This window comes from Streptomyces sp. NBC_00322 (genome assembly GCF_036147535.1).
Classification (GTDB): domain Bacteria; phylum Actinomycetota; class Actinomycetes; order Streptomycetales; family Streptomycetaceae; genus Streptomyces.
Genome location: NZ_CP108019.1, coordinates 7,706,812 through 7,731,408 on the forward strand (window position 1 = coordinate 7,706,812; position 24,597 = coordinate 7,731,408).

Genomic DNA, 24,597 nt, shown 5'->3' on the forward strand with positions numbered 1-24,597 from the left:
CGGGAGATGCGAGTGACGATGGATCCCCAATGCGAGCGAATCTGGGGAAATCGGTCGCAGGCAAGTGCTTAGATCGTGTAAAGGGCAAGCTGAGAGCGGGTTACCCACGGGTCGGCCGGGGTGTTCGGGCCGCTCGGATGATTAGGTGGTCGCCAGGTGAACTTTCCGGGCACCCCGACTCGCGATGGGGGCGAGCATGTCCATGCTTAAAGGAGCCAATACTCCGGTGCCGGCGCCGCAGGTTCGCGTCGAGTTGGGGTGGCGTTCAGGTCCGGGTGTGCCGGACGTCGACGCCTCGGCGCTCCTCCTGGCGTCGGGAAAGGTCCGTTCCGACGCCGACTTCGTCTTCTACAACCAGCCTTCGCACGCCTCGGGGGCCGTACGCCACGAGGGCAAGCAGACCGCACCGGACGGTGTGAGGGACCGGGTGTCGGTCGACCTCGCGCGCGTGGAGCCCGCGATCGAGAAGATCGTGCTGGCCGCCTCGGCCGACAGCGGCAGCTTCGGGCAGGTGCCCGGGCTCTACATCAAGGTGCTCGACGCGGGCTCCGGCGCAGAGATCGCGCGCTACGACAGCCAGGACGCGACCGTGGAGACGGCCTTTGTGCTGGGCGAGCTGTACCGGCGTCAGGGCGCGTGGAAGTTCCGCGCCGTGGGGCAGGGCTACAGCAGCGGACTCGAGGGCCTGGCGACGGACTTCGGCATCACGGTCGACGAGCCGCAGCAGGCGGCACCCGCTCCGGCTGCCCCGATTCCCGCGGAGCCCGTCATGCCTCCGGCACCACCGGCACCGATGCCGCCGCCCGTGGCGCCCCCGGTTCCGGCGCCGCCTCCCCCCGTGGCCGCGCCCTCCGCTCCCGTACGCCTCACCAAGGTGACGCTCACGAAGGACACCCCGTCCGTCTCCCTCACCAAACAGGGCGGCACGTCGGGCGCGATGCGCGTGAACCTCAGCTGGCAGGTGCGCAAGCAGTTCCAGGGCTGGGGCGCCAAACTCGGCAGAGCCGTCGCCATGCACGGCGACCTGGATCTCGATCTGTGCGCGCTCTACGAACTCACCGACGGCCGCAAGGGCGTGGTCCAGGCCCTCGGCAACGCCTTCGGCGCGCTGCACCAGCCTCCGTACATCCATCTCGACGGGGACGACCGCACCGGCGGCACCTCCGGCGAGAACCTCACCATCAACCTCGATCACAAGGACCGGCTGCGCCGCGTCGTCATCTTCGTCACCATCTACCAAGGCGCGCGCAGCTTCGCGGATCTGGACGCGACGGTCACACTCCAGCCGCAGCACGGCGCCGCGATCGACTTCTCGCTCGGCGAGTGCACCGTGCCGTCGACGGTCTGCGCGCTCGCGCTGATCACCAACACCGGCTCGGATCTCGTCGTCCAGCGCGAGGCCCGCTTCCTGGTCCCTGAGCGCGGTGTGAGCCCGCAGCGCACCATCGACTACGCATACGGCTGGGGCATGAACTGGACGCCCGGCAGGAAGTGAAGCCGGACCGAGCGCCTCAGCGGTCGGGAGCCGTCTCGGGACGTGAGTACGTACGTCCCTTCCAGGCGGCTCCCCGGCCGCGGTAGTGCTGTACCGCCGAATCGACCGTCATCAGCAGGTACAGCAGCGCGGTGAAGGGCAGCAGGGGCGCGATCAGCAGCGGTTGGCGGTAGTAGCGCAACATCGGGAGATACGTCCCCGTCATCACCGCCCACGCCATGCCCCCGGCCCAGCCCGCGGCCGCGTCGTTCCCGAACACTCCGAAGCACAGCGCGACGGGTGGCACGAGATAGACGAGCGCCAGCCCCACCACCGTTCCGGCCAGCAGCAGGGGACTGTGGAGCAGTTGCGCGTACGCGCTGCGCGACACCATCCGCCACAGGTTCGCCAGCTGCGGATACGGCCGCACGCTGTCCACCCGCTCCGCAAGGCCCAGCCAGATCCGCCCGCCCGCGCGCTGTACCGCCCGCGCCAGCGACACATCGTCGATCACCGCCTGCCGGATCGACTCCGGTACGCCCGCCCGCTCGGCGGCCTCGGTGCGCAGCAGGACGCAGCCGCCCGCGGCGGCCGCCGTGCGGGCGCCCGGGCGGTTGACCCACCGGAAGGGGTAGAGCTGCGAGAAGAAGTAGACGAAGGCGGGCACCACCAGTCGCTCCCACCCGCTCGCGACCCGCAGCCGGGCCATCTGGGAAACCAGGTCGAGACCCTGGGTGCGGGCGGCGGCCACCAACTCGCGCAGGCTGTCCGGATCATGGGCGATGTCCGCGTCGGTCAGCAGCAGATACTCGGGCTCGCGCGCGGCCCGGGCCACGGCGATGCCGTGCCGCAGCGCCCAGAGCTTGCCGGTCCAGCCGGGCTCCGGCTCACCGGGGGAGACCACCCGAAGGGGCAACCCGCCGTGCTGCCCGGACAGCGCGCGGGCCACCTCCCCGGTTCCGTCCGTACTGCCGTCGTCGACCAGAACGATCTCCGCGCGGCCGGGATAGTCCTGGGCGAGGAGCGAGGGCAGGCTGACCGGCAGCACCTCCGCCTCGTCGCGCGCGGGCACGACAACGGCCACATCCGGCCAGTCGGCGGGGGCCTCGCGCCGAGGCAGCCGCTGGTCCGTACGCCAGAAGAAGCCCTGCCCGAGCAGCAGCCATCCCCAGGTGGCGAGCGATCCGACGGCGATCCAGGCAATGGCGCTCATTTGCCGCAGTCTGCCCCACCACGCCGGTACCGCAAGGGCAGTCGACTATGGTGACCGGGTGAAGATCGCGCTCATGGACTCCGGAATCGGCCTGCTCGCGGCGGCCGCCGCGGTGCGCCGGCTGAGGCCGGACGCCGATCTGGTGCTGTCTTCAGATCCCGACGGCATGCCCTGGGGGCCGCATACACCCGGCGATATCACCGAGCGTGCGCTCGCCGTGGCCCGTGCGGCCGCCGCGCACGAGCCCGACGCGCTGATCGTCGCCTGCAACACGGCCTCCGTGCACGCCCTGGCCACGCTGCGCGCGGAGCTGGAGCCCGCGATCCCGGTCATCGGGACGGTGCCCGCGATCAAGCCGGCGTCGGCGGGCGGCGGCCCCGTCGCGATCTGGGCCACACCCGCCACGACCGGCAGCCCCTACCAGCGCGGCCTCATCCGGGACTTCGCCGACTCGGTCACCGTGACCGAGGTGCCCTGCCCGGGACTTGCGGATGCCGTGCAGCATGCGGACGAGACGGCCATCGACGCGGCTGTGGCGGCAGCGGCTGCACTCACGCCCGGCGATGTAAGGGCCGTCGTCTTGGGGTGCACCCATTACGAGCTGGTCGCCGACCGCATCAGGGCAGCCGTCGGTGGGCAGGTCGTCCTGCACGGTTCGGCCGAGGCCGTCGCCGCGCAGGCGCTGCGCCGTATCGGCGAACTGCCCGCCCCTGACGCCACTGCGGGAAGCCGGCTCACCGTGCTGCTCAGCGGCCGTGAGTCCGCTCTTCCCGCGCAGTCGATGAGCTATGCCGAAGGCCGTCTGCTCCAGGCAGTGACCCCCGCACACTGACGGCGACCGCCCGTCCGGCCCGCCGCCCTCGCCCGCGAGCCGCCCCCGTCCTTGGCCCGATCTCGATTCCCGAGTCCCTGCTGAGCCGCCGGAAGCTCGGTACTCTGCGTCCATGACGGACCACCCCCACGACTCATCGCCCACCGCGGAGCCGCGGCCAGCGGTCTGGACCGGGCGTGCCACCAACCGCATTCAGTGGCTGCTCGCTGCGGCGGGCGCGGCCTGCATGGCGCTGGGTGTCGAGCTCGCCGTCGACTCCACATGGACCTCGGGCGTCGTCGCCCTGCTGATGTCCGTGATCGGCTGTGTCGCGGCAGGGCTGTTCATCCTGTACGGGACCCTCGCCTTCGTCCATGTGGCGGTAAGCGTGGACCGTGATGCCGTCGAGGTGCGCTGCGGCTACATGGGCCTGCCGCGGCGAAGGATCCCGCTCTCCCATGTCGTGTGCGCGGAGTTCGACCCGAAGGTCAATCCGCGGCATTGGGGCGGCTGGGGGTATCGCTGGCGCCCGGAGAAGGGCACGGCCGTGGTCGTACGCCGGGGTGAGGGCATCGTCGTCACGCTGGGCGACGGTAGGACGTTCACCGTGACCGTCGACGACGCGGAAGAGGCCGTGAGGGTGATCCGCCACTGCCTCGGCCTGGCGGGCGCCGGAGCCGGCCGGCCCGCGGAGGCCTGAGCCTCCGGATGCCGCGAGGGCCCGTGCGGCCTACGGCACCCGGCTGTCCGCTTGCCTCTTCCGTGCCGCATGCCGCTGCGCTCCCGTGCTGCCCTCGCCCGGCATGCGGGCAGTCGCCAGACCGGCGAGCAGCCCCGCACCCGCCGTCACCGGGGTGAAGCTCAGAGCGTTGCCGACGCTCGCCAGGAACGCCAGTGCCGTTAACGTGGCGCCCGCGCTCAGCACCACCGGCGTCGACCGGGGCGAGCGCCACAGGCCGTAGAGCATCCAGCCGAACACCGCCCCCAGCAGGGCCACCCCCACGACACCCTGCTCGGCCGCCTGCTGCAGCGAGGCCGAGTGCGGCTTGCCGTCGGAGCCCAGCGACTGCTGCGCGGTGGTGCTCAGCTTGCCGAAGCGGTCGGGGCCCACGCCCCGTACCGGATCCTCCTTGGCGAGGGCGACCGCGTCCTGCCACAGCGCCACCCGGTTCTGGGTCAGCTGGCCATCCAGCGAGACCGTGAGTCCCTCCGGCAGGGCGTCCTCGGCCACGCCCCACGTGGTGGCGACGACCAGGGCGGTGGCGACGGCGAGGCCGCCGAGTGCCAGGGTCCGCCAGCGCATCCGGGCCGCCGCGAGCGAGCAGAGCAGCACGCCGATCGCGGTGGCGAACCCGGTCACGGCACCGAGCGCCAGCGCGGTGGAGGCGACGGCGAGAGCGAGCAGACGCAGTGCGAGACGCAGCACCGGCGGGCGGGCGGCGGAGGCGGCGCAGCAGGCAGCGCCCGCGGCGAGTACCAGCAGGGCGGCGGCCGCCCCGGTGTGACCCGGCTGGATGGGCGCGCCCGCGTTGGCGCCGGGTACGCCCTGCCGTGATGCGAGCGCCAGACCGAGGGCGGCGAGCGCCGCCGCGGACGGGGCGGCGACCGGCAGGAGTGTGCCGCAGATACGGCCGCAGGCGTAGCCCGCGGCCACGGCGAACACGGCGAGCAGTACGCCCTCAGGCCGTGCCTCGCGCCCGGCCGCGCTGACGAGCGACCACACGACGCATCCGCTGAGGACGACGACGCCGGCGACGTCGGTCGCGCTGCCGCGCTCGCGCGCCGCGGACCGGCTGTCCGGTGCAGCCATCCCGTCGACCCCCCGACCTGTGACGGGCCCTGCCGCAGCAGCCGAACCGGATCGGCTGGCAGGACTGGCGCACACGGTAACGGCAGATGCGGGTGTTTGTGGATGGGTTGCGCAGGAACGTTGCGGCAGCGGGCGCGGCGGGCGGTCCCGGACTTGCGGCGGCGGTGGGGGCAGGCGGTCCCGGAGTTGCGGCAGCGTGGCAGGCGGCCCGACCCGCAGACGCGTCAGCTGATCTGGACCGGACTGCCAAGAGCACAGCCACCCGCCGTAGACTCCGCTGGGTGAGCGCCACCGTCACCTCCGTCGACACCCCCCAGCCCGCCACCGCCGCAGGCCACCCGCTGCTGCGCCGGTCCGTACGGCCGGGTGCCGCCGCGCTGTCCGGGGTGATGCTGTTCCTGAGCTTCCCGCCGCGGCCCCTGTGGTGGCTGGCCCTGCCCGCGTTCGCCCTGCTCGGCTGGACCTTGTACGGCCGCAGGCTGCGGCCCGCCTTCGGCCTCGGTTACCTCACCGGCCTCGGCTTTCTGCTGCCCCTGCTCGTCTGGACGGGCGAGGAGGTGGGCGCCCTGCCGTGGGTGGCCCTGACGGCGGCGGAGGCGGTGTTCGTCGCGCTCGCCTGCATGGGCATCGCCGCGGTGTCCCGGCTGCCGCTGTGGCCGGCGTGGGCCGCCGGGGTGTGGATCGTGGGCGAGGCGGCCCGCGCGCGGATGCCGTTCGGCGGCTTCCCGTGGGGCAAGATCGCCTTCGGCCAGGCGGACAGCGTCTTTCTGCCGTTGGCCGCGGTGGGCGGGACACCGCTGCTCAGCTTCGCGGTCGTCCTGTGCGGCTTCGGCCTGTACGAGACCGCCCGCCGCGTTCTCGCGTACCGGCGCACCGGCGAACTGCCGCGCGGTGCAGCGCTCGCAGCGGTTCTCACCGTGCTCGTCCCGCTCGCAGGGAGCCTCGCCGCCCTGCCGCTCGTCGATGACACCGCCGAGGACGGCACCGCGACCGTCGCCGCGGTCCAGGGCAATGTGCCGCGCCTGGGGCTCGACTTCAACTCCCAGCGCCGCGCCGTCCTCGACAACCACGCCCGCCGCACCCAGCAGCTCGCCGCCGATGTGAAGGCGGGCAAGGTGGCGCAGCCGGACTTCGTGCTGTGGCCCGAGAACTCCTCGGACCTCGACCCGTACCGCAATCCCGACGCCAAGCTCGTGATCGACCAGGCGGTGAAGGCGATCGGCGTACCGACCGTCGTGGGCGCCGTCGTCACTCCCGACACCGGCAAGCTCCGCAACACCCTGATCGAATGGGATCCAGTGGGCGGGCCCGTCAACACCTACGACAAGCGTCATGTGCAGCCGTTCGGCGAGTACATCCCGATGCGCTCCTTCGTACGGCTCTTCAGCGCCGACGTCGACCGGGTACGGCGCGACTTCGGCCCCGGCCACAAGGTGGGTGTCTTCGATCTGGCGGGCACCAGGGTCGGGCTTGTCACCTGCTTCGAGGCGGCGTTCGACGACGCCGCGCGGGACACGGTCACCCACGGCGCGCAGCTGATCTCCGTACCCAGCAACAACGCCACGTTCGGTCGCAGCGAGATGACCTATCAGCAGCTGGCCATGTCGCGGGTGCGGGCCGTCGAGCACGGGCGCGCCGTCGTCGTACCCGTCACCAGCGGCGTCAGCGCGGTGATCATGCCGGACGGGAAGATCGTCCAGAAGACCGAGATGTTCACGCCGGACGCCCTGGTCGCCAAGGTGCCGCTGCGTTCCTCGCTCACTCCGGCGACCCGGCTCGGCACGTGGCCCGAGCGGATTCTGGTGCTGGTCGCGGCCGGCGGCGTGGGCTGGGCCGTCGCCCGTGCGGCCGGGGCCCGCAGGCTGCGGAAGGCTGGACAGGGCGTGGTGGACGCCGGCTAGCACACGGTGACGCCGGCTAGGACACGGTGACCCCCGTGAGGACGCCTCCGCCGGTGAGGACGGCCGACGCCGGTTAGGGTCGAGTACATGGCAACCCCTGACTTCATCCGCCAGATCCGGGCCGATGCGGGCCATCAGCTGCTACTCCTGCCCGGCGTCAGCGCGGTCGTCTTCGACGACAAGGGCCGTGTGCTGCTCGGCAGACGTGCCGACACCGGCAAGTGGTCGGTCATCGGCGGGATTCCCGAGCCGGGGGAGCAGCCGGCCGTGACGGCAGTGCGCGAGGTGTACGAGGAGACCGCGGTGCGCTGTGTCGCCGAACGGGTCGTGCTCGTCCAGGGGCTGCCCAAGCCGGTCACCTACCCGAACGGCGACCGGTGCCAGTTCATGGACATCACCTTCCGCTGCCGCGCGGTGGGTGGACAGGCGCGTGTCAACGACGACGAGTCGCTGGAGGTGGGGTGGTTCTCCGCGGACACCCTGCCGGAGCTCAAGGACTTCGCCCTCTTCCGGATCAAGCAGGCCCTGACCGAGGGGCCTGCATGGTTCCAACCCACCACCCAGCGGTGAAGTATGGGAGCTGACCACATCGGTCGGCGGATCATCAGTGCCTAGGGTGCGAAGCATGACCGCCCCCACCACACCAGGTCCCGCACCCCACCTCTCTGCCCCTTCGGTCGATCTCGACCTCGGCGGCCGTACGGCACTCGTCACCGGCGCGGCCGGCGGTATCGGCCGGGCGTGTGCGCTGCGGCTAGCGGCCGCCGGAGCCAAGGTCAGGGCGGTCGACCGGGACGCCGACGGGCTCGATGCCCTCGCCGCGCACGCCGACGGGCTGGCCGGCGCCGTCGAACCGGACGTCCTGGATCTCACCGATCTCGACGCGGCCGAGGCCGCCGCGGCCGGCGCCGACATCCTGGTCAACAACGCGGGGCTGCAACTGGTCCGGCCCATCGAGGAGTTCCCGCCGGACGTCTTCCACACCGTGCTCACCGTGATGCTGGAAGCGCCGTTCCGCCTGATCAGGGGCGCGCTGCCGCACATGTACGCGCAGGGGTGGGGCCGCATCGTCAATATCTCCTCCGTCCATGGGCTGCGCGCCTCTGCCTTCAAGTCCGCGTATGTGGCCGCCAAACACGGTCTTGAGGGGCTCTCCAAGACCGCGGCCCTCGAAGGGGCCCCGCACGGGGTGACATCGGTCTGCGTCAATCCCAGCTATGTGCGCACACCGCTGGTGGAGCGGCAGATCGCCGACCAGGCCGCTGCCCACTCCATGGCCGTGGAGCGTGTGCTCGCCGACGTACTGCTCAAGGACTCCGCGATCAAGCGGCTCATCGAGCCGGAGGAGGTCGCCGAAGCGGTGCTGTATCTGTGCACCCCGCAGGCGTCCTTCATCACCGGCACCTCGCTCACCCTCGACGGCGGTTGGACCGCTCATTAGTGGGTGACGAGGTTGTCCACACCAGCTTCGTCGTCCACAGGTCTGGTGCGCCCACCCGTACGGCAGGTAATCCTGTGTCCATGTCCCACGATCAAGCGTCCTACCTGGAGCTCCTCGCCCGCGGTGCCGCCGCCGAAGCATACGACCGGCCGCTGCTGCTCGCCCGCGCGAGCGGCGCCGGACCGGACGAGCTCGCCGCACTCGACCAGGCCAAGCAGCTCGCGCTGCGGGTCCGGGCCGAGTTGGAGGGACGGCGACGGCGTGAGGCCGAGCTGTCCGCGCTCTTCGAGACCGCGCACGATCTGGCGGGACTGCGCGATCTCGACGCCGTGCTGCGCGCGATCGTGCAGCGCGCCCGCTCACTGCTCGGCACGGAGGTCGCCTACCTGAGCCTGAACGACCCGTCGGCGGGCGACACCTATATGCGCGTCACCGAAGGCTCGGTCTCGGCGCGCTTCCAGCAGTTGCGGCTGGGCATGGGGGAGGGGCTCGGCGGGCTCGTCGCCCAGACCGCACGGCCGTATGTCACCGACAGCTATTTCGACGACGCCCGCTTCGAGCACACCAGAGCGATCGACACGGCGGTCAGAGACGAGGGCCTGGTCGCGATCCTCGGAGTGCCGCTGATGCTCGGCAGCCAGGTCATCGGCGTGCTCTTCGCGGCGGACCGCCGCGCGAGAGTCTTCGAACGGGAACAGGTCGCGCTGCTCGCCTCGTTCGCCGCGCATGCCGCCGTCGCCATCGACACCGCGAACCTGCTGGCCGAGACCCGCTCCGCCCTCGCCGAGCTGGAGCGGGCCAACGAGATCATCCGGGACCACAGTGGCGTCATCGAGCGCGCCTCGGACGTCCACGACCGGCTGACCGAGGTCGTCCTGCGCGGTGGCGGCGTCCATGATGTGGCTGCCGCGCTGTCCGAAGTCCTTGACGGCACGGTCGAGTTCACGGACTACGACCTCGAAGTGACCGGCGCCGACGGGCGCGCGATACGGCACGGGGACGACTGGGTGGCCGCGGTGTCGGCGGGCGGTGAGCTGCTGGGGGCCCTGGTGCTCCGCGGGCACCGCGACCTCGACCCCGTCGACCAGCGCACCCTGGAGCGCGCCGCCATGGTCACCTCACTTCTGCTGCTCGCCCGGCGCTCCGCCCACGAGGCAGAACAGCGGGTACGGGGCGAGCTGCTCGACGACCTTCTCGATGCGGCGGACCGGGACCCGCGGTTGCTGCGCGAACGAGCGGCCCGCCTGCAAGCCGATCTCGACGTGCCGCATGTGGTGCTGGCCGCACGGATCGACACAGCCGGCGCGGACGGCTCAGGCCGGGACGCCGGGGGGCGCGGCGGCGATGCGGCGGCCACCGGAGAGCGGGAGACCGCGGACCGGCAGCGGCTGTGGTCGGCCGCCTCGCATCTGGCCGCGACCCGCTCGGGTCTGGCGGCCGCCCGCGACGGCGGCACCGTCCTGCTGCTGCCGCTCGGCCCCAGTGACAGCGCGTCCGATCTCGCCCGCCAGACAGCCAGACAACTGGGGTGCACGCTCAGGGAGTTGGTCACCGTCGGCGCTTCCTCGCCGGTCGCAGCGCCCGCCGGCGATCCCGGCCCGATAGCGGGGGCGTACGAACAGGCGCGCCGCTGCCTGGACGCCCTGCGGCTGCTCGGCCGCTCCGGGCAGGGGGCCGCTGCGCAGGACCTGGGTTTCCTCGGTCTGCTGCTCGCCGACCCCGGTGACATCGACGGTTTCGTCCGGCGGACGATGGGCGAGGTCGTCGAGTACGACCGCAAGCGCGGCACGGACCTGGTGCGCACGCTCGACGCGTACTTCGCGAGCGGCATGAGCCCTGCCCGTACGAAGGACGATCTGCACGTTCATGTGAACACCGTGGCCCAGCGCCTGGAGCGAATAGGCCGGCTGCTCGGCCCAGACTGGCAGTCACCGGGCCGTGCGCTCGAGATCCAGCTGGCGCTGCGTCTGCACGCCATGTCCACCTCGGTCGCCCGCTGAGCCGAACGCGCCGCCGCGCGGACCTCCCTCGGGAGTCCGCGCGGCAGACGGGCGTCGTATGTTCTGCGTCCGTCAGGCGGTGCGCACATCCGCCGAGCGGGCAGCGGGCGCTTCCTCCGCCGGTTCCGCCTCGACAGCGTTCAGATCCCGCTGCCGGGTCTCGCGCGCACACCCGATGGCCACCACCGTGATCAGCGCCGCGGCGATCACATACAGGGCGATCGGCGTGGACGAGTCGTAGTCGGCGAGCAGCGCGGTGGCGATCAGCGGCGCTGGGGCACCGGCCGCGACCGAGGAGAACTGCGCGCCGATGGAGGCACCGGAGTACCGCATGCGGGTCGCGAACATCTCGGAGAAGAAGGCGGCCTGCGGTGCGTACATCGCTCCGTGGAACACCAGCCCGACCGTGACGGCGAGCAGCAGATTGCCGAAGCTGCCGGTGTCGATGAGCGAGAAGAACGGGAACATCCAGGCGCCGACGCCGATCGCGCCCATGAGATACACCGGCCTGCGCCCGATCCGGTCCGAGAGGGCGCCCCACGCCGGGATGACCGCGAAGTGCACGGCGGAGGCGAGGAGTACGGCATTGAGCGCGGTCTGCTTGCTCATCTCCACGGCGGTCGTCGCGTACACGAGGATGAAGGCGGTGATGACGTAGTAGCTGATGTTCTCCGCCATGCGGGCGCCCATCGCGACCAGCACATCGCGCCAGTGGTGCCGAAGCACGGCGACGAGCGGCATCTTCTCGGCCTGCCCGGCCACGGCCTTGCGCTCCTCCGCCTGTGCCAGCGCGGCCTTGAAGACCGGTGACTCATCGACAGAGAGACGAATCCACAAGCCGACGACCACCAGCACACCGGAGAGGAGGAAGGGTATGCGCCAGCCCCATGAGGTGAACGCGGCGTCCGACAGCAGCGCGGTGAGTGCCGACAGCACCCCCGTGGCGAGCAACTGCCCGGCCGGAGCGCCGGTCTGCGGCCAGGACGCCCAGAACCCGCGCCGTTTGGCGTCCCCGTGCTCCGACACCAGCAGCACGGCACCGCCCCACTCACCGCCGAGGGCGAATCCCTGCACCAGCCGCAGCGCGGTGAGCAGCACGGGCGCGGCGCTCCCGACGGTGGCATGCGTCGGCAGCAACCCGATCGCGAAGGTCGCCCCACCCATCAGCAGCAGGCTCAGCACCAGCAGCTTCTTACGGCCGAGTCGGTCGCCGTAGTGCCCGAAGACCAGCGCACCGAGGGGGCGGGCGGCGAACCCGACGGCGTAGGTGAGGAAGGAAAGCAGGGTTCCGACGAGTGGATCGGAGCCGGGGAAGAACAGCTTGTTGAAGACCAGCGCAGCGGCCGATCCGTAGAGGAAGAAGTCGTACCACTCGATGGTGGTGCCGATGAGGCTCGCGGCGACGATGCGCTTGAGTGAACTGGGAGCTGGTGGAGCGCTTGCGGGGGCGGCCATGGACACCACTTCCGGACAGTTGGCGGGGACGTTTGTGTGTCGCCACACCGTAGAAACACGCAGGTCAGGCGCACATGTGGTGGGGCAACATAGTTCGGGTCGTGGCTATGCGTCGGGCCACCATGCCCGCTTGCGGAGCGGTCGCTCACCTCCCGGGCGGGCGGTCGGGGAAGCACGCAGCTGACCTGGCTGCGCTGTCGAGCGGCGCGCCCTGCCTGACTGGTCACCAGATGTGTCCGGACAGCGACCAGGGAACACCCCGCGGCAACGCCTTGGGAATGACTTCGAGATGACGTTGACCCGTCAGTAACCAAGTTTGGGGTGCCATCAGCAACGGCAGTCCTGACATCCTGGGCGGCATGGCGACCCTCAACGGAAAGCCCGTTTCCCCCGATGAACTGCTGACCCTGGCCCTGGTCAACGTCGGCCATTTCACGTCCATGCGAGTAGATGACGGCAGCATTCGCGGCCTGCCGCTGCACATGGAACGCCTCACGAAGGACTGCAAGGCCGTGTGGGGTGCTGACCTGGACACCGAACGTGTCCGCGACTTCGTCCGCCAGGCCCTGGATGGACCGACGCAGCCGTGCGTCGTCCGCGTGACCATCTACGACCCCAAGGTCGACATGGGACACCCCGCGGACGCCGGGGAACCGCACGTCCTGGTAACCGTGCGCGGTGCCGGCGCGATGCCTCCGGCTCCGCTGCGTGCCAGGAGCATGCTGTACGAGCGAGACCTGCCAGAGGTCAAGCATGTCGGCCTCTTCGGGGTCCTGCACACCCGGCGCAGCGCCCAGCTCGCCGGATTCGACGACGCCCTGTTCATCGGACGCGAGGGTCTCGTCAGCGAAGGCGGCACCTGGAACGTCGGATTCGTCGACCAGAACGGCACGGTCGTGTGGCCACAGGCTCCTGTACTGCCCGGAGTCACCATGGCGCTGCTCCAGCAGCGCGCCGAACACCGGATCGCCACCGTCACCCTGGAACAGGCCAAGGGCATGGCAGCCGCGTTCGCGACGAACACAAGTATCGGCGTGCGGGCCCTCGCTGCGATCGACGACACCGAACTGCCCACCGAGCACCCCGTGCTGGACCGGCTGCGCGAGACTTACCTGTCCGTCCCCGGCGAGAGGCCGTAGGGCCCGGCCATGACGGGGGTGACCAGGTGGACCGGCCGTGAGGCCGGCCTGCCCCCTTCGGGATGCGTAAGAGCGGCAAGGCGTTCGCCGCACTGGTCGGCGTCAATCCGCGCCAAATCCAAACCCGACGATCAACAGCGGTTCGCGGCGCCTCTCACCGAGTGGGCCGCCGTCGAACACGACGTACCCAACGACCAACAGCGACTACGAGCGCTTCGTACAGGCCACCGGGCGCCGGCCGCCCCAGCACTGGCCGAACGGGCGCTGTCCCGCTGATCTGGCCACCCATCCCGTGGTTTGGGTCACCTGGCACGACGCCACCGCGTACGCCCGCTGGGCCGGGACTCTGTCCACAGCCCAGCAGTGGGAGAAGGCCGCTCGTGGTCCGAGGGGAAGGATCTACCCGTGGGGCAACGAACCCACAGCCGCCAAATGCAACGTCGCCGAGACCGGCATAGACGCGACCACGCCAGTCTTCCGATACCAGTCCGGAGCGCCTGCGAAGTGCTGGGGCGGGCGATTAAGCCAGACTCCAAAAGAGGAGGACAACCGATCGGGCGCGGATGGCGCCCGAATAAGGCGGCGGGCTGGCCCGTTCGGTGCCCGCGTTGAGCATCTGGAAAATCCTCCGCGACTGCCTCCTGAAACGCGACGGCGTTCACCACGCCATGCTCGGCATCGCCCGCCTGCACAACCTCACGCTGGCTGGATGAGGGGCAGTGGCGCTGGTCAACCGGCATGCCGTAGATCATTTACGGGACAACGCTTGCCCATGGCCAATGAGGAGAATTCGGGATGGGGAATTACATGAAGCTCAAACCGCCCAAGCTGGGGAAAAACTTGATTGTCGACAACCGGATCTCGAGCGGGTCGCACATCTGCCGGCGCTCCTGGGTGCTGGGCTCGAAATGCATCGTTCCCTAGTGATTTCCCTAGTTCCCATTGCCACATCGTTGACACGACTGGGAGAGATCACCCAGACTCAAATCCGGTGCCGCCACTGAATCCCTGGGCAGCTCTGGATTCCGTGTCATGCGAAACTCGGGAGCAGCATACCGGTGGCCTGCGGTGATGCGGGGTAATCATGGGCTTTTGCGTAAGCCTCCATGCATCGAGATTTCACTGCACGGCGAAGTGAAGCAGGAGGAGAAGCGCGATGAGTACACACGTCACCTCGTCTACTGGGGTCCCAAGCCCTCCTGTCGCCGAGGGTAGTGCGATCCACGGTATTGACATGGTAAGGGTTTCAAATCGCTGATCTCCGGCCGACCGTGCCGTCGCGGCTAGCGAATTCCGTTCTTTCTGATCCGGGCTGTCTTGCCATTAATGCCGATCCGAATGAGCGCGAAATCGAGTTCCGAGCACGGTCACGCCTTCGCACCGGTCCTGCGCCGTCCACCGAGAGGAAGCTATCCGTGACCACCCTGCCCGACGTCGTACGGTCCGCGACAAGCACGGTCGCGCACGAACTCACAACAGATACGCTGCTGCAGCTGGCCAACCGAGAGATCGCCGCGATCCACGTGCGCGGCTATTACCCGGTCGAGGTCGCCGCCGAGGTCGCCGAAAAAGCAATCAATCACCAGGAACTCGGCCATTACCACAAGCAGCACACTAGCAGTGTCGGTCGTGTCTACATGCCTCACATCGATACCAAGTGGGACAAGGAACTGACGAATAAGTACCACGAGGAAGCGCTCCCGGCGATCGAAGACGTCCGCTCGATGTTCCATCCCTACATGGCGCCGGTAGACCGCATCCGACTGGAGCTGCAGGAGCTGTGGCCGGCAGGCGCCAACCTGCTGCGCCTGCGAGGCCGGACCTGCTTCGTCGGCGCCCTCCGCGTCTTCCAGCCGAACACCTCAGAGTTCTGGCCTCACAGCGACTCAATTGATCAGGAGACCGACGCCCCCGAGATCGAGGGCGTGCTCAACCAACTCGTTGCCAACATCTACTTGCAGTCCGCGGATGAGGGTGGCGATCTCCAGCTCTGGTTGCGTGAGCCCACTCCGGAAGAGAAGGAGCGGATCCTCGAGGTTGAGGGCCTGGAGCCGGACTCAATCGAGAAGCCGATGATTCAGATCCACCCAGAAGCCGGGGACCTCATTCTCGTCAGCCCGCGTCAGTTGCATGCGGTGACGCCGGTCAAGGACCGACACCGGGTCGGAGCCAGCGCCTTCATCGTCACCAAGGGCCCGCAGGAACCGCTCCTGTTCTGGAGCTAGGGCGTGTTTTAGAAGTCGCGCCTGCCCCGCGGCGCCTGGCACGCACACTCGCGGTGTTGTCGGAGTCGCCCAAGTACGTCCAGTACGAGGGCGATCCTCCGCCTTGCGATTGCACGCACCAGACGCCGTGGGGCCCGCCCTGCGGGCGGACGGCGCTACTTCTAAAACACGCCCTAGCGCCCCACCACCAGCCACCCGGCCACGAGTCGACACCCAGAGGACGACCGAAAATGCTCCCGGCTCAGGTCCAAGCGCACGCGAAGGCTCACCCGAACCGCACGGCTGTTGTCGTGGGTCACGATCGTCTGACCTACGCACAGCTGGACGTCTGGGTCTCTCGACTGGCCCGCCGTCTGCGCCACCAAGGCGTCGGCCGCGGGCACCTCGTCGGCGTGCACCTGGACCGTACGCCTGCGACTGTCGCCGCGCTCCTGGCCGCGCTCTCCGCCGGTGCGGCATACACCGTGGTCGACCTGGCCGATCCGGTCTCCGAGGGGGCGGGCCGTCTCGCCGCGGCTCGCCCCGACCTGGTACTTGGTGCGGCACCGTACCTCGACGAACTACGTCGACATGGGCTCAACGTCATCGACGTCTACGAGAACATCCCCGGGGACGCCGGGGAGCCCCCCGAGGGGGGCGTGACCACTCCCGCAGTGCAGGACACCGCATACGTCTTGCACACTTCCGGCTCTACCGGGGTGCCCAAGGGTGTCATGGTCACGCACGCCAACATCAGGCACTACACCGAGTCTTTGCTGGAGCGGCTCGACATAACCGAGCCGCTCCAGTACGCCCACGTCACCACGCTTGCCGCCGACCTCGGCAACACATGCGTCTTCCTCGCCCTGTGGACCGGCGGCACCCTGCATCTGGTGGACGACGCCACACGGCGCGACCCCGCAGGTCTGCTCCACTATCTACTTGCTGAAGGGATCGACGTCCTCAAGACCACGCCCTCGCACTGGAGCGTCCTGTTCCAGGCTTACGGGCTTGACGGCGCCACCCGACCAAGGCTTCGGCATCTGTTGCTCGGCGGCGAGCTCCTGCCCCTGCCGCTCGCCCGCAGAGTCATCGCTTCCGGCATCACCACCACACTGGTCAACCATTACGGCCCGACCGAGGCGACGGTCGGCGTCTCCGTCCACCTCCTGACCTCCAATACCGACCTCGACGCCCTGGGCGACGCAGCGTCGGTACCGATCGGCCGCCCGCTCGGTGCGAACCGGCTCTTCGTCCGCACGCCGGACGGAGCCTTCCATGAGCGCGATGCGACCGGCGAGCTGTACGTTGTCGGCCCTTCGGTCGCACTCGGCTATCGCGGCGCCCCGGAGGCCACTGCGGCGGCGTTCACTGAGGAAGTGGCCGTGCGACATCCCGGTCTCGGCGTGGCCTATCGCACCGGCGACCGGGTCCGGGCCGACTCCCACGGTGTGCTGGAGTTCCTCGGCCGCGGCGACCGGCAGGTCAAGGTGCGCGGCCACCGCGTTGAACTCGACCACGTCGAAGCGGAGTTGCGACGGATGCCCGGCGTCACCAACGCCCTCGCGATACTGCTGCCCGGTGAGCAGGGCCGACTGGTCGCCGTGGTCAGCGCACCTGGCACCCGCGAGCGATCGGTCTCGCTGCGAGCCCGAGCCCGGGAAGTGCTGCCTTCGTACATGGTCCCGGACCGGATCGAAGTGCTCAACGCCTTCCCACGGACCGGAAACGGCAAGACCGACCTTGCGGCGCTGCGTCAGTTGGTCGAGGAGAGCCCCACCGAGCGTCGAAGCGCCCATTCCGCGGAGGATCCGCTGCTCGACGAGGTGTTGACGGCTTGGCGGCGCCAACTCGGTCACGATGACTTCACCCCACACGACGACTTCTCGTCGGTCGGCGGCAACTCGATCGATGCCATCCAGGTGATCGCGGACCTGCAGTCCCGCGGCCATCGGGTATCCGCTGCCGCCTTTCTGGCCGAACCCACAGCAGCTGCCCTGGCCACCCGTCTACGGGCGGGCGCCGCGGGTGAGGGTCCTGGGACGACGGACCGCCCGGTGGTCCCCTTCCTGGCCGAGGACACCGCGCTGTCCCCCGCCCAGGCATGGTTCTTCCGGCAGCACTTTGCCCAGCCTGACCAATGGAACCAAGCGTTGTTGCTGGACGCCGACCCGCCCGTCCGACCGGAGATCATGGCCGCCGCGGTGGCCGATGTGGTTCGCCTGCACCCGTTGCTCCGCACCGCTTTCCGCCCCGGACCAAGCGGTGTCCGCCGAGTGCTCACCGAGCCCGGCACTCCTTTCACCAGCTCCACCCTGCCAGTCGCCGCCGGAGAGGCTGAACGGCACATCGAGGAGACCGCCACCGCCTGCCAGCAGCGGATCCGGGTCGAGGACGGCACCCTGTTGCAGGCCCACCTGTTCCTCGGCACGGAACGGAGCCACCTGTTGTTGGTGGCCCATCACCTGTGCGTCGACGCCGTCTCCTGGCGCATTGTTACCAGCGACCTGGCCCACTGCTACGCCGAACGGCTGCGCGGCAGAGCTCCGTCGCTTGCTCCCGCACCCACCGACTTCGGCGACTGGGCGACCCACCTGCGCGACCAGGCCCCTGTCCTGGCCGACGACCTCATGCACTGGGGCGACATCACCACCTCGACCCCAACCTCTGCCGCCATCGGCAACAACCGCGAGGGCAACGCCGAGACGATCTGGTTCCGCTTCTCCCGCGCCCAGACCGACGCGCTGAATCGCACCGGGCTGCCCCCTCATGCTGTCCTGCTCGGCGCTTTCGCCCAAGCACTGGCCACAGCGCGCGGCACCGACGAGGTCGTGGTGGATGTCGAGAGCCATGGACGACTCCCACTTGACGAGGCCCTTGATGTCTCCCGGGTGGTGGGCTGGTTCACATCCACTTTTCCGGTCCGCATCGCTGCCGTCGCCGAAGACATGACGGCTACGGTCAAGGCCGCTGAGGCCGCGCTGGCAGATGTGCCCCGACTCGGCGTTGCCTATGGGCTCTACGGTCAGCCACAGCGCACCGACGTGTGCTTCAACTACCTGGGCACGCTTGCCTTCCCTCAGGACGACGAGCTTCGGCTGTCGCCCTCACGGCACCGCCAGGGCCCAGTCCGTGGACCTGAGAACGACCGCGGTTACGCCCTCAAGCTCACCGCGCGCCTGCACGACGGCCAGTTGGTCGCCGACTTGTCCTACCCCTCACGCTCGCACGACCTCGGGCAGTTGGCCGACCTGGCACGGGGTACCCGGGCGCACCTGCTGGAGGCGGCCGGACTTCCGCCGGAGGAAGGGCAGTTCGTGGTGGAGCCTGGCTCCACCACGGGTCTGCTCGTCCAAGTCCCGCGCACGCTGTGCTTCGAGCCGTCGGCCGGCGGCGGCCTCGGACGGACTGGCGTTCGTGAGTACGGCACCGTGCTCCTTACCGGGGCCACCGGCTTCATCGGTGCCCACCTCCTGCACCTGCTGCTCACCCGTACCAGCGGCACGATCCACTGCCTGGTCCGTGACCGCGACGGCCGCCCGGCCGCCGAGCGGCTGCGCGAGACGCTCACCTGGTACCTGCCCGATGGTGACTTCGACCGTTATGCCGATCGACTCACCGTGCTGACTGGTGACCTCGCCGAGCCCGCGTTCGGCCTGTCCGATCAGGAGTACGAACGGCTGGTCCGCGAGGTCGAGGCCGTCTACCACCTCGCCGCCGATACCCGTTTGTTCGGCGACCGCGAGAGCTTCACCCGTCTCAACACCGAACCCTTGCGTGCAGTCGTCGCTCTCGCCTCCACCGGTCGGCCGAAGGACCTGCACTACGTGTCCACTCTCGCGGTGTGCGGTACCGGGCCGGAGGGTGAACCGGCAGTCTTCTCCGAGGAAAGCCTCAACATCGGCCAGCGCTTCCTCAATGAGTACGAGCGCAGCAAGTACGACGCAGAGCGGATCGTCCACGAGTTCGCCGCGGCCGGCGGCGCGGGTTTCGTCTACCGGTCCGGTAACGTCACTGGCCACTCGGTTACCGGCCGCTTCCAGCGCAACGGCGGTGACAGCCGGCTGGTCCAGCTCCTGCGCGCCGCGGTACAGATCGGCCGTGTGCCCAGGGTCGACGCGCGGACGGTGGCACTCAGCCCGGTGGATGTGGTGGCTGAAGGCATCCTGGCGATCTCGCGGAGCGAACGGGTGTCCGGCGGCACCTTCCATGTCGACACGCACCACGAGGTGCTCTACGCGGACCTGTTCGCCGCCCTGCGTGAGCTTAGGTTCGTCCTGGAGCCTGACGAGGCCGCCGACTTCGCGCCGCTGTTCGCGGACCATCTGACCGGCGGCGACGAACAGATCCCTCTGGCGCATTTCTGGGCGAGCCGTCCGGAGCGCAATGTTCGTTACGACCACAGTCGCACCCGTCGCCTACTCGCCCGCCTGGACGTGTCCTTCCCCGCACCGGACCGTACCTGGCTACACGCCTGGTTAACCGGCCTGATCGACCAGGGCGAGCTGCCGCACCGGCCCGTTCTGCCCCCTCCATGAGCCAGCCGATCGATGAACTACAGGGACTCAACATGACAGACCGACGCATCGCAGTCGTGACCGGGGCCTCGTCGGGGATAGGGCGGGCCGTCGTCCGCCACCTCGCCCATCAGGGCGCCTACGTGGTGGCCGCCGGGCGGCGCGCCGGACGACTGACAGAACTGGCCGAAGAGTTACGTACGGCGCCCGGCCGGGCCGTACCGGTGCCCGGCGACATCGCGCAGGCCGGCCATACCGAGGAACTGTTGGCTAAGGCTGAGCTGGAGTGGGGACCGGCCGACGTGTTCGTCGCTGCCGCCGGGCAGGGCTTGCCCGGCACCGTGCTGGGCTCCGACCCGGAGCGCTGGCAGCAACTGGTGGAAGTCAACTACCTCGCCATGCTGCGCCAACTCCGCGTGGTTGGCGCTGAGTTCCGCAAGCGGGCGGAGGCCGACGGCGGCGCGCAAGTGCGTGACATCGTGGTCGTCGGCTCGACCGTCGGTCGGCAGGTGTCGGCAGCGAATCCGGTCTATGGCTCGACCAAGTTCGCGGTGCACTCGCTGGTGGAGGCACTGCGGCAGGAGGTGTGCCACTACAACATCCGGGTGACGCTGATCGAACCGGGTTTCGTACGCTCCGGGTTCCAGGAGGCTGCGGGATACGATGCGGCGTGGTTTGAGGCGATCGCCGAGGAGAACGGGCCGCTGCTGGTCCCGGAGGACGTCGCCGACGTCGTCGGGTACGTGATCGGACGCCCGTCGCATGTCCACCTCGACGATGTTCGTCTGCGCCCCACTCGCCAGCGGCCCTGACCGGTCGGTCGGCCCGTCAGCCGGCCGCCTACCTGTCCACCGGCCGACTCGGCCCAGCCTCCGCCCGCGGCGGACGGCTCGAGCTCCCCGCCCACCGGATGACGACGGCTACCGCTTCCGGGGGCGTATCCATTTCTCGCGGAGGGCGGTCTCGGTGCCCAGGGGATCTGCATCGGCCCTATGTGCACGCGCAAGCGGCGTTCACGTACGACCCGTTCGCCTTGTACGGCGTTCTCGAAGGCTTCACCAACCCCAACATTCTACTGGCCGGGATCATCGGCATGGGCAAGTCCGCGCCGGCCAGGTACCTCGCCGTACGCGCCGTGGCTTTCGGCTACCGAATCTAGTTGTCATTCAGAGTCCTGCACCGACCGATAAACGGGCCGACGAAATGGAATTCCGATGTCTTCGAACGAGAATTACGCCCGCCGGGTGCTTGAGGCGTTGGCGTCCGATCCCGACCGGATTGCCCTGTGGCGGGAAGGCGAGGAGTTCACCGCAGGCCAGTTCTCCAAGGCGGTTCTCACGGCGGCGGAACTCCTGCGTCGGCACTTTACGGAACACCGAGCTCCGATTACGGAAGGCAAGGATCCGGTTGTGGCGGTGCTGACCGTCACCAACAGCCCGGCGACCATCATCCTCCGCTACGCGGCCAACCTCGCCGGGGCAACCCTGGTCCACCTGCACTCCACGAACGCGGTGGATCCCACCGATCAGCTGGCCGCCGCCGGCCGGGAGAAGATCCTCAGCAGGACCGGGGCGAGCTTCCTCGCCGTCGACAAGGAGAACCTCGACGCGGCCCGCGAGCTGTCCGACCGGCTGCCCGAGCCACCGCGCCTGGCCGCGCTCGGCACCCTCGGTCCCGATGTCCTGGACCTCTCGTCGGGCGACCCGGACGCCTTCGACCTCGACGCCGTCGAGGCCGACCCCGAACAGCCGGCCGTGGTGATCTGCACCAGCGGGACCAGCGGCAGCCCCAAGGCTGTCACGATGCCGTACCGCGTCCGCAGCCTCTACCTCGAGGTGGGCCTCAAGGCGGGCTTCCAGTCCCCGGATCCCCTCGTGTACCTGTCGACCCTGCCGGTGAGCAACTCCAGCGGCACCGTCGTCGACCTCGCGCTCGCCTCCGGCGGAACGGTCGTCCTGCACGACGGGTTCGAGGCGGGCGAAGTGCTGCGGGCCGTGGAACAGCACCGCGTCTCCACGCTGACGATCACCCCGCCGCAGTTGTACATGCTGGTCGACCACCCCGACATCGCCACCACCGACCGGTCGAGCATCAGGAACATCACCTATGTCGGCTCTCCCGCGGCCCCCGCCCGCCTGGCCGAGGCGATCGAGGTGTTCGGCCCGGTGCTGGTCCAGATCTACGGGACCACGGAGACCAGCCCCATCAGCATCCTGACCCCGCCGGACCACCTCGACCCGGAACTCCGCGGGACCGCCGGGCGCCCGGCCGCGGAGATACGCATCCGCGACCTGGACGACGACCGTGACGTCCCGCCCGGCGAGATCGGCGAGGTGTGCGTGCGGAGCCCGTCCACCATGCTCGGCTACTGGGGCGAACCGGAGCTGACCGCCAAGACCATCCGCGACGGCTGGGTGCACACCGGCGACCTCGGTTCCGTGGACGAGAACGGCTGTCTGCGCTTGCACGGCCGGATGGGCGAGGTGATGAAGACCAACGGCATCAAGGTCCGTCCCATGGATGTGGAGAACGCGCTGCTGACCCATCCGGAGGTCGCCCAGGCCGCGGTGTACTGCGTGGTCGACGACGACCGCGTGGAGCACATCCACGCCGCCGTCGTGGTGCGGCCGGGCAGCACCGCCGACTCCGGGACGCTGATCGGTCACGTCGCTGCCGAGCTGTCCCCGAAGCACGTACCGGCCGTGGTGACGTTCCACGACGCGCTGCCCCTCACCGGTGCCGGCAAGCCGGACAAGCAGAGGCTGGCAGCACAGCACAGCGGTGCGGCATGACACTCACCGTCGCGCCCGTACTGGCCGAGTCCGCCGAGCGGCGCCCCGACCACCCCGCGCTCGTCTTAGGCTCCGAACGGATCACCTACGCCGGGCTCTGGAACGCCACCCGCCGGTACGCGACGGCGCTGCGGGACGACGGGTGTGCGCCCGGGCGACCGGATCGCCCTGCTGCTGCCGAACACACCGCACTTCCCGATGGTGTACTACGCGTGCCGGCGCTCGGTGCCGTGGCGGTCCCGGTGCACGGCCAGCTGCGTGCCGACGAGAGCGTCCACGTGCTGGGCGACTCCGCCCTCGCTCGGGCCGGAGCCGAGGACGTGGACTCGCTCGTCGACGTGAAAAGTCGTGACCGAGATGCGTAAGCCGGCTCTGCAACAACCCGACTGGGGCGACCCGTCACAGGTACGGCGCATCCGGGAGGTACTGGCCGCACGCCCGCCGCTGGTCAAGGCGGAGGACGTGCGCGTGCTGCGGACGTTGCTGGCCCAGGTGGCCCGGGGCGAAGCCCTGGTGGTGCAGGGCGGGGACTGCGCCGAGAACCCGGGTGAGTGCGACGCCGAGTACGTGTCGCGCAAATCCGCGGTGCTCGACCTGCTCGCCGCGACGCTGAAGATGGCCACCCACAAGCCTGTCGTACGGGTCGGACGCATCGCGGGCCAGTTCGCCAAGCCGCGGTCCAGGCCTTTCGAACGCATCGGGGATCTGGAACTACCGGTCTACCGGGGCCACATGGTCAACGGCCCGGAGTACGACCCGGAAAGCCGTCGGCACGATCCGCTGCGCCTGCTGACCTCGTACATGACGGCTTGCGACGTCATGGAGCACCTGGGCTGGCGCGGGCCCGCGGCCCTGGGCCACCAGCCCCTGATCGAGCACCGGTTGTGGACGAGCCATGAGGCCCTCGTCCTCGACTACGAAGTGCCCATGATCCGTGAGCTGGGGGACGGGCGCCGCTGGCTCGGCTCCACGCACTGGCCGTGGATCGGCGAGCGGACCCGCCAGCCGGACGGCGCTCACCTGGACCTTGTCGCCGGCATCGTCAACCCGGTCTCCGTGAAGGTCGGTCCGACCGCCACCCTGGAGGAGATCACCGTCCTGTGCGAACGGCTCGATCCGCTGCGGGAACCGGGCCGGCTCACTCTCATCGCACGGATGGGGGCCGAGATGGTCGCCGACCGGCTGCCCGCGCTCGTGGAGGCGGTCCGGGTGGCCGGTCATCCGGTGATCTGGCTCAGCGACCCCATGCACGGCAACACCATGGTCGGCCCGGACGGACACAAGACCCGCCTGTTGGAGACCATGGCACGGGAGATCCGGGGATTCCTTCGGGCCGTGACCGACGTCGGCGGCACGGCGGGCGGACTGCACCTGGAGACCACCCCCGACGACGTCCTCGAATGTGCCGCGGACGTCTCCGTGTACGAGGGGAAGGCCGTCCGCCGCACCAGCCTGTGCGACCCCCGGCTCAATCCGGAACAGGCTGCTTCGCTGGTCTCCGCCTGGTCCCACGCGGATGTCCGCCCCACCGCGTCGGGCGACGGGTCATGGATGGACCGGGAAGCGCAGACGATCCCGGGCGGACGGTCGCTGCCTGGCGGGCCGGAGTATCAGGAGTTCGAGCCCCGGAACCACTCCGCATTGCCGCTCAACCAGACCTAGGGCGCGGTTTTCCGGAACATCCGGCCGAGTGGGCTGCACATATTCGCCATTTCCAACGTCTGACCCGTCGACGTCGACGTCTGATTGATCTCCGAACCCGGCACGAACGGCCTTCGCTCAGGTGTCGGCTTTCGGGGGCGGAGGGCGCAAGCTCGTTGCCGTCGGCCAAAGCCTGGTA

Annotated in this window: 17 protein-coding genes and 3 pseudogenes; 17 read left to right on the plus strand and 3 right to left on the minus strand. The window is 69.6% G+C overall.

Going from position 1 to position 24,597, the window contains the following annotated elements; all coding sequences use genetic code 11:
- Positions 1-184 precede the first annotated feature (184 nt).
- Positions 185-1,495, plus strand: coding sequence for a TerD family protein (locus OG905_RS35290; protein WP_328680802.1), 1,311 nt, complete (start codon positions 185-187; stop codon positions 1,493-1,495).
- 16 nt (positions 1,496-1,511) lie between these two features.
- Here the strand turns inward: OG905_RS35290 and OG905_RS35295 are convergent, their stop codons facing one another.
- Positions 1,512-2,687 (minus strand): glycosyltransferase, encoded by a 1,176-nt coding sequence (locus OG905_RS35295; RefSeq protein ID WP_328680803.1) that lies wholly within the window; start codon positions 2,685-2,687, stop codon positions 1,512-1,514.
- Between the two features lie 58 nt (positions 2,688-2,745).
- On the opposite strand from OG905_RS35295, the gene OG905_RS35300 reads away from it, so the two are divergent.
- Together OG905_RS35300 and OG905_RS35305 are read left to right on the plus strand one after the other, a co-directional pair.
- Complete coding sequence (locus tag OG905_RS35300; protein WP_328680805.1) at positions 2,746-3,519, plus strand: glutamate racemase; 774 nt, start codon at positions 2,746-2,748, stop codon at positions 3,517-3,519.
- A 112-nt stretch (positions 3,520-3,631) separates the two neighbouring features.
- Positions 3,632-4,198 carry a hypothetical protein gene (locus OG905_RS35305; protein ID WP_328680807.1) on the plus strand — a complete coding sequence of 189 codons (567 nt, stop codon included), beginning with the start codon at positions 3,632-3,634 and terminating at the stop codon, positions 4,196-4,198.
- Between the two features lie 30 nt (positions 4,199-4,228).
- Here OG905_RS35305 and OG905_RS35310 read toward each other — a convergent pair whose 3' ends face one another.
- Positions 4,229-5,308, minus strand: coding sequence for an O-antigen ligase family protein (locus OG905_RS35310; RefSeq protein WP_328680809.1), 1,080 nt, complete (start codon positions 5,306-5,308; stop codon positions 4,229-4,231).
- 281 nt (positions 5,309-5,589) lie between these two features.
- Here OG905_RS35310 and lnt point away from each other — a divergent pair, with 281 nt between their 5' ends.
- The 4 genes from lnt (at position 5,590) to OG905_RS35330 (ending at position 10,650) form a co-directional block, all read left to right on the plus strand.
- On the plus strand, positions 5,590-7,209 hold the full coding sequence (lnt, locus tag OG905_RS35315) for an apolipoprotein N-acyltransferase (RefSeq protein ID WP_328680811.1): 1,620 nt from the start codon (positions 5,590-5,592) through the stop codon (positions 7,207-7,209).
- Positions 7,210-7,296: 87 nt separating this feature from the next.
- On the plus strand, positions 7,297-7,779 hold the full coding sequence (locus tag OG905_RS35320; protein WP_328680814.1) for an NUDIX hydrolase: 483 nt from the start codon (positions 7,297-7,299) through the stop codon (positions 7,777-7,779).
- Between the two features lie 55 nt (positions 7,780-7,834).
- A complete protein-coding gene (locus tag OG905_RS35325) occupies positions 7,835-8,650 on the plus strand; it encodes a 3-hydroxybutyrate dehydrogenase (RefSeq protein WP_328680817.1) in 816 nt (271 codons plus the stop codon).
- Between the two features lie 80 nt (positions 8,651-8,730).
- Entirely contained in the window at positions 8,731-10,650 is a 1,920-nt protein-coding gene (locus OG905_RS35330; protein ID WP_328680819.1) for a helix-turn-helix domain-containing protein, read from the plus strand.
- A gap of 72 nt (positions 10,651-10,722) precedes the next feature.
- Here OG905_RS35330 and OG905_RS35335 read toward each other — a convergent pair whose 3' ends face one another.
- Positions 10,723-12,105, minus strand: a complete 1,383-nt coding sequence (locus OG905_RS35335; RefSeq protein WP_328680822.1) for an MFS transporter — start codon at positions 12,103-12,105, stop codon at positions 10,723-10,725.
- Between the two features lie 359 nt (positions 12,106-12,464).
- Between OG905_RS35335 and OG905_RS35340 the strand changes: the two genes are divergently transcribed.
- The 10 genes and pseudogenes from OG905_RS35340 to OG905_RS35385 all read left to right on the plus strand — a co-directional run bounded on the left by OG905_RS35340 (position 12,465) and on the right by OG905_RS35385 (position 24,419).
- The gene (locus OG905_RS35340) at positions 12,465-13,244 is read left to right on the plus strand and encodes an aminotransferase class IV family protein (RefSeq protein WP_328680823.1); all 780 of its coding nucleotides are present in this window, start codon (positions 12,465-12,467) and stop codon (positions 13,242-13,244) included.
- A gap of 130 nt (positions 13,245-13,374) precedes the next feature.
- Positions 13,375-13,647, plus strand: a pseudogene (locus tag OG905_RS35345) (formylglycine-generating enzyme family protein); the annotation flags it as partial.
- A 205-nt stretch (positions 13,648-13,852) separates the two neighbouring features.
- Positions 13,853-13,957, plus strand: a pseudogene (locus tag OG905_RS35350) (IS5/IS1182 family transposase); the annotation flags it as partial.
- A 702-nt stretch (positions 13,958-14,659) separates the two neighbouring features.
- Positions 14,660-15,469 carry a 2OG-Fe(II) oxygenase gene (locus OG905_RS35355; RefSeq protein WP_328680826.1) on the plus strand — a complete coding sequence of 270 codons (810 nt, stop codon included), beginning with the start codon at positions 14,660-14,662 and terminating at the stop codon, positions 15,467-15,469.
- A gap of 230 nt (positions 15,470-15,699) precedes the next feature.
- Positions 15,700-19,986 carry an amino acid adenylation domain-containing protein gene (locus OG905_RS35360; RefSeq protein WP_328680828.1) on the plus strand — a complete coding sequence of 1,429 codons (4,287 nt, stop codon included), beginning with the start codon at positions 15,700-15,702 and terminating at the stop codon, positions 19,984-19,986.
- Entirely contained in the window at positions 19,983-20,777 is a 795-nt protein-coding gene (locus tag OG905_RS35365) for an SDR family oxidoreductase (protein WP_328680830.1), read from the plus strand. The genes OG905_RS35360 and OG905_RS35365 overlap by 4 nt, the downstream gene beginning before the upstream one ends.
- A gap of 29 nt (positions 20,778-20,806) precedes the next feature.
- Positions 20,807-21,121, plus strand: a pseudogene (locus tag OG905_RS35370) (ATP-binding protein); the annotation flags it as partial.
- Between the two features lie 58 nt (positions 21,122-21,179).
- Positions 21,180-22,757, plus strand: coding sequence for a class I adenylate-forming enzyme family protein (locus tag OG905_RS35375; protein ID WP_328680832.1), 1,578 nt, complete (start codon positions 21,180-21,182; stop codon positions 22,755-22,757).
- On the plus strand, positions 22,754-23,122 hold the full coding sequence (locus tag OG905_RS35380) for an AMP-binding protein (RefSeq protein ID WP_328680833.1): 369 nt from the start codon (positions 22,754-22,756) through the stop codon (positions 23,120-23,122). Before OG905_RS35375 ends, OG905_RS35380 begins: the two co-directional genes overlap by 4 nt.
- A complete protein-coding gene (locus OG905_RS35385) occupies positions 23,115-24,419 on the plus strand; it encodes a 3-deoxy-7-phosphoheptulonate synthase (protein ID WP_328682768.1) in 1,305 nt (434 codons plus the stop codon). The genes OG905_RS35380 and OG905_RS35385 overlap by 8 nt, the downstream gene beginning before the upstream one ends.
- Positions 24,420-24,597: the final 178 nt, after the last annotated feature.

Coding starts and splice junctions, on each gene's coding strand:
- OG905_RS35305 (WP_328680807.1), top strand. CDS start 3,632: ATGACGGACCACCCCCACGACTCATCGCCCACCGCGGAGCCGCGGCCA.
- OG905_RS35325 (WP_328680817.1), top strand. CDS start 7,835: ATGACCGCCCCCACCACACCAGGTCCCGCACCCCACCTCTCTGCCCCT.
- OG905_RS35335 (WP_328680822.1), bottom strand. CDS start 12,105: ATGGCCGCCCCCGCAAGCGCTCCACCAGCTCCCAGTTCACTCAAGCGC.
- OG905_RS35310 (WP_328680809.1), bottom strand. CDS start 5,308: ATGGCTGCACCGGACAGCCGGTCCGCGGCGCGCGAGCGCGGCAGCGCG.
- OG905_RS35360 (WP_328680828.1), top strand. CDS start 15,700: ATGCTCCCGGCTCAGGTCCAAGCGCACGCGAAGGCTCACCCGAACCGC.
- OG905_RS35330 (WP_328680819.1), top strand. CDS start 8,731: ATGTCCCACGATCAAGCGTCCTACCTGGAGCTCCTCGCCCGCGGTGCC.
- OG905_RS35295 (WP_328680803.1), bottom strand. CDS start 2,687: ATGAGCGCCATTGCCTGGATCGCCGTCGGATCGCTCGCCACCTGGGGA.
- OG905_RS35365 (WP_328680830.1), top strand. CDS start 19,983: ATGAGCCAGCCGATCGATGAACTACAGGGACTCAACATGACAGACCGA.
- OG905_RS35385 (WP_328682768.1), top strand. CDS start 23,115: ATGCGTAAGCCGGCTCTGCAACAACCCGACTGGGGCGACCCGTCACAG.
- OG905_RS35340 (WP_328680823.1), top strand. CDS start 12,465: ATGGCGACCCTCAACGGAAAGCCCGTTTCCCCCGATGAACTGCTGACC.
- OG905_RS35290 (WP_328680802.1), top strand. CDS start 185: ATGGGGGCGAGCATGTCCATGCTTAAAGGAGCCAATACTCCGGTGCCG.
- OG905_RS35375 (WP_328680832.1), top strand. CDS start 21,180: ATGTCTTCGAACGAGAATTACGCCCGCCGGGTGCTTGAGGCGTTGGCG.
- OG905_RS35380 (WP_328680833.1), top strand. CDS start 22,754: ATGACACTCACCGTCGCGCCCGTACTGGCCGAGTCCGCCGAGCGGCGC.
- OG905_RS35320 (WP_328680814.1), top strand. CDS start 7,297: ATGGCAACCCCTGACTTCATCCGCCAGATCCGGGCCGATGCGGGCCAT.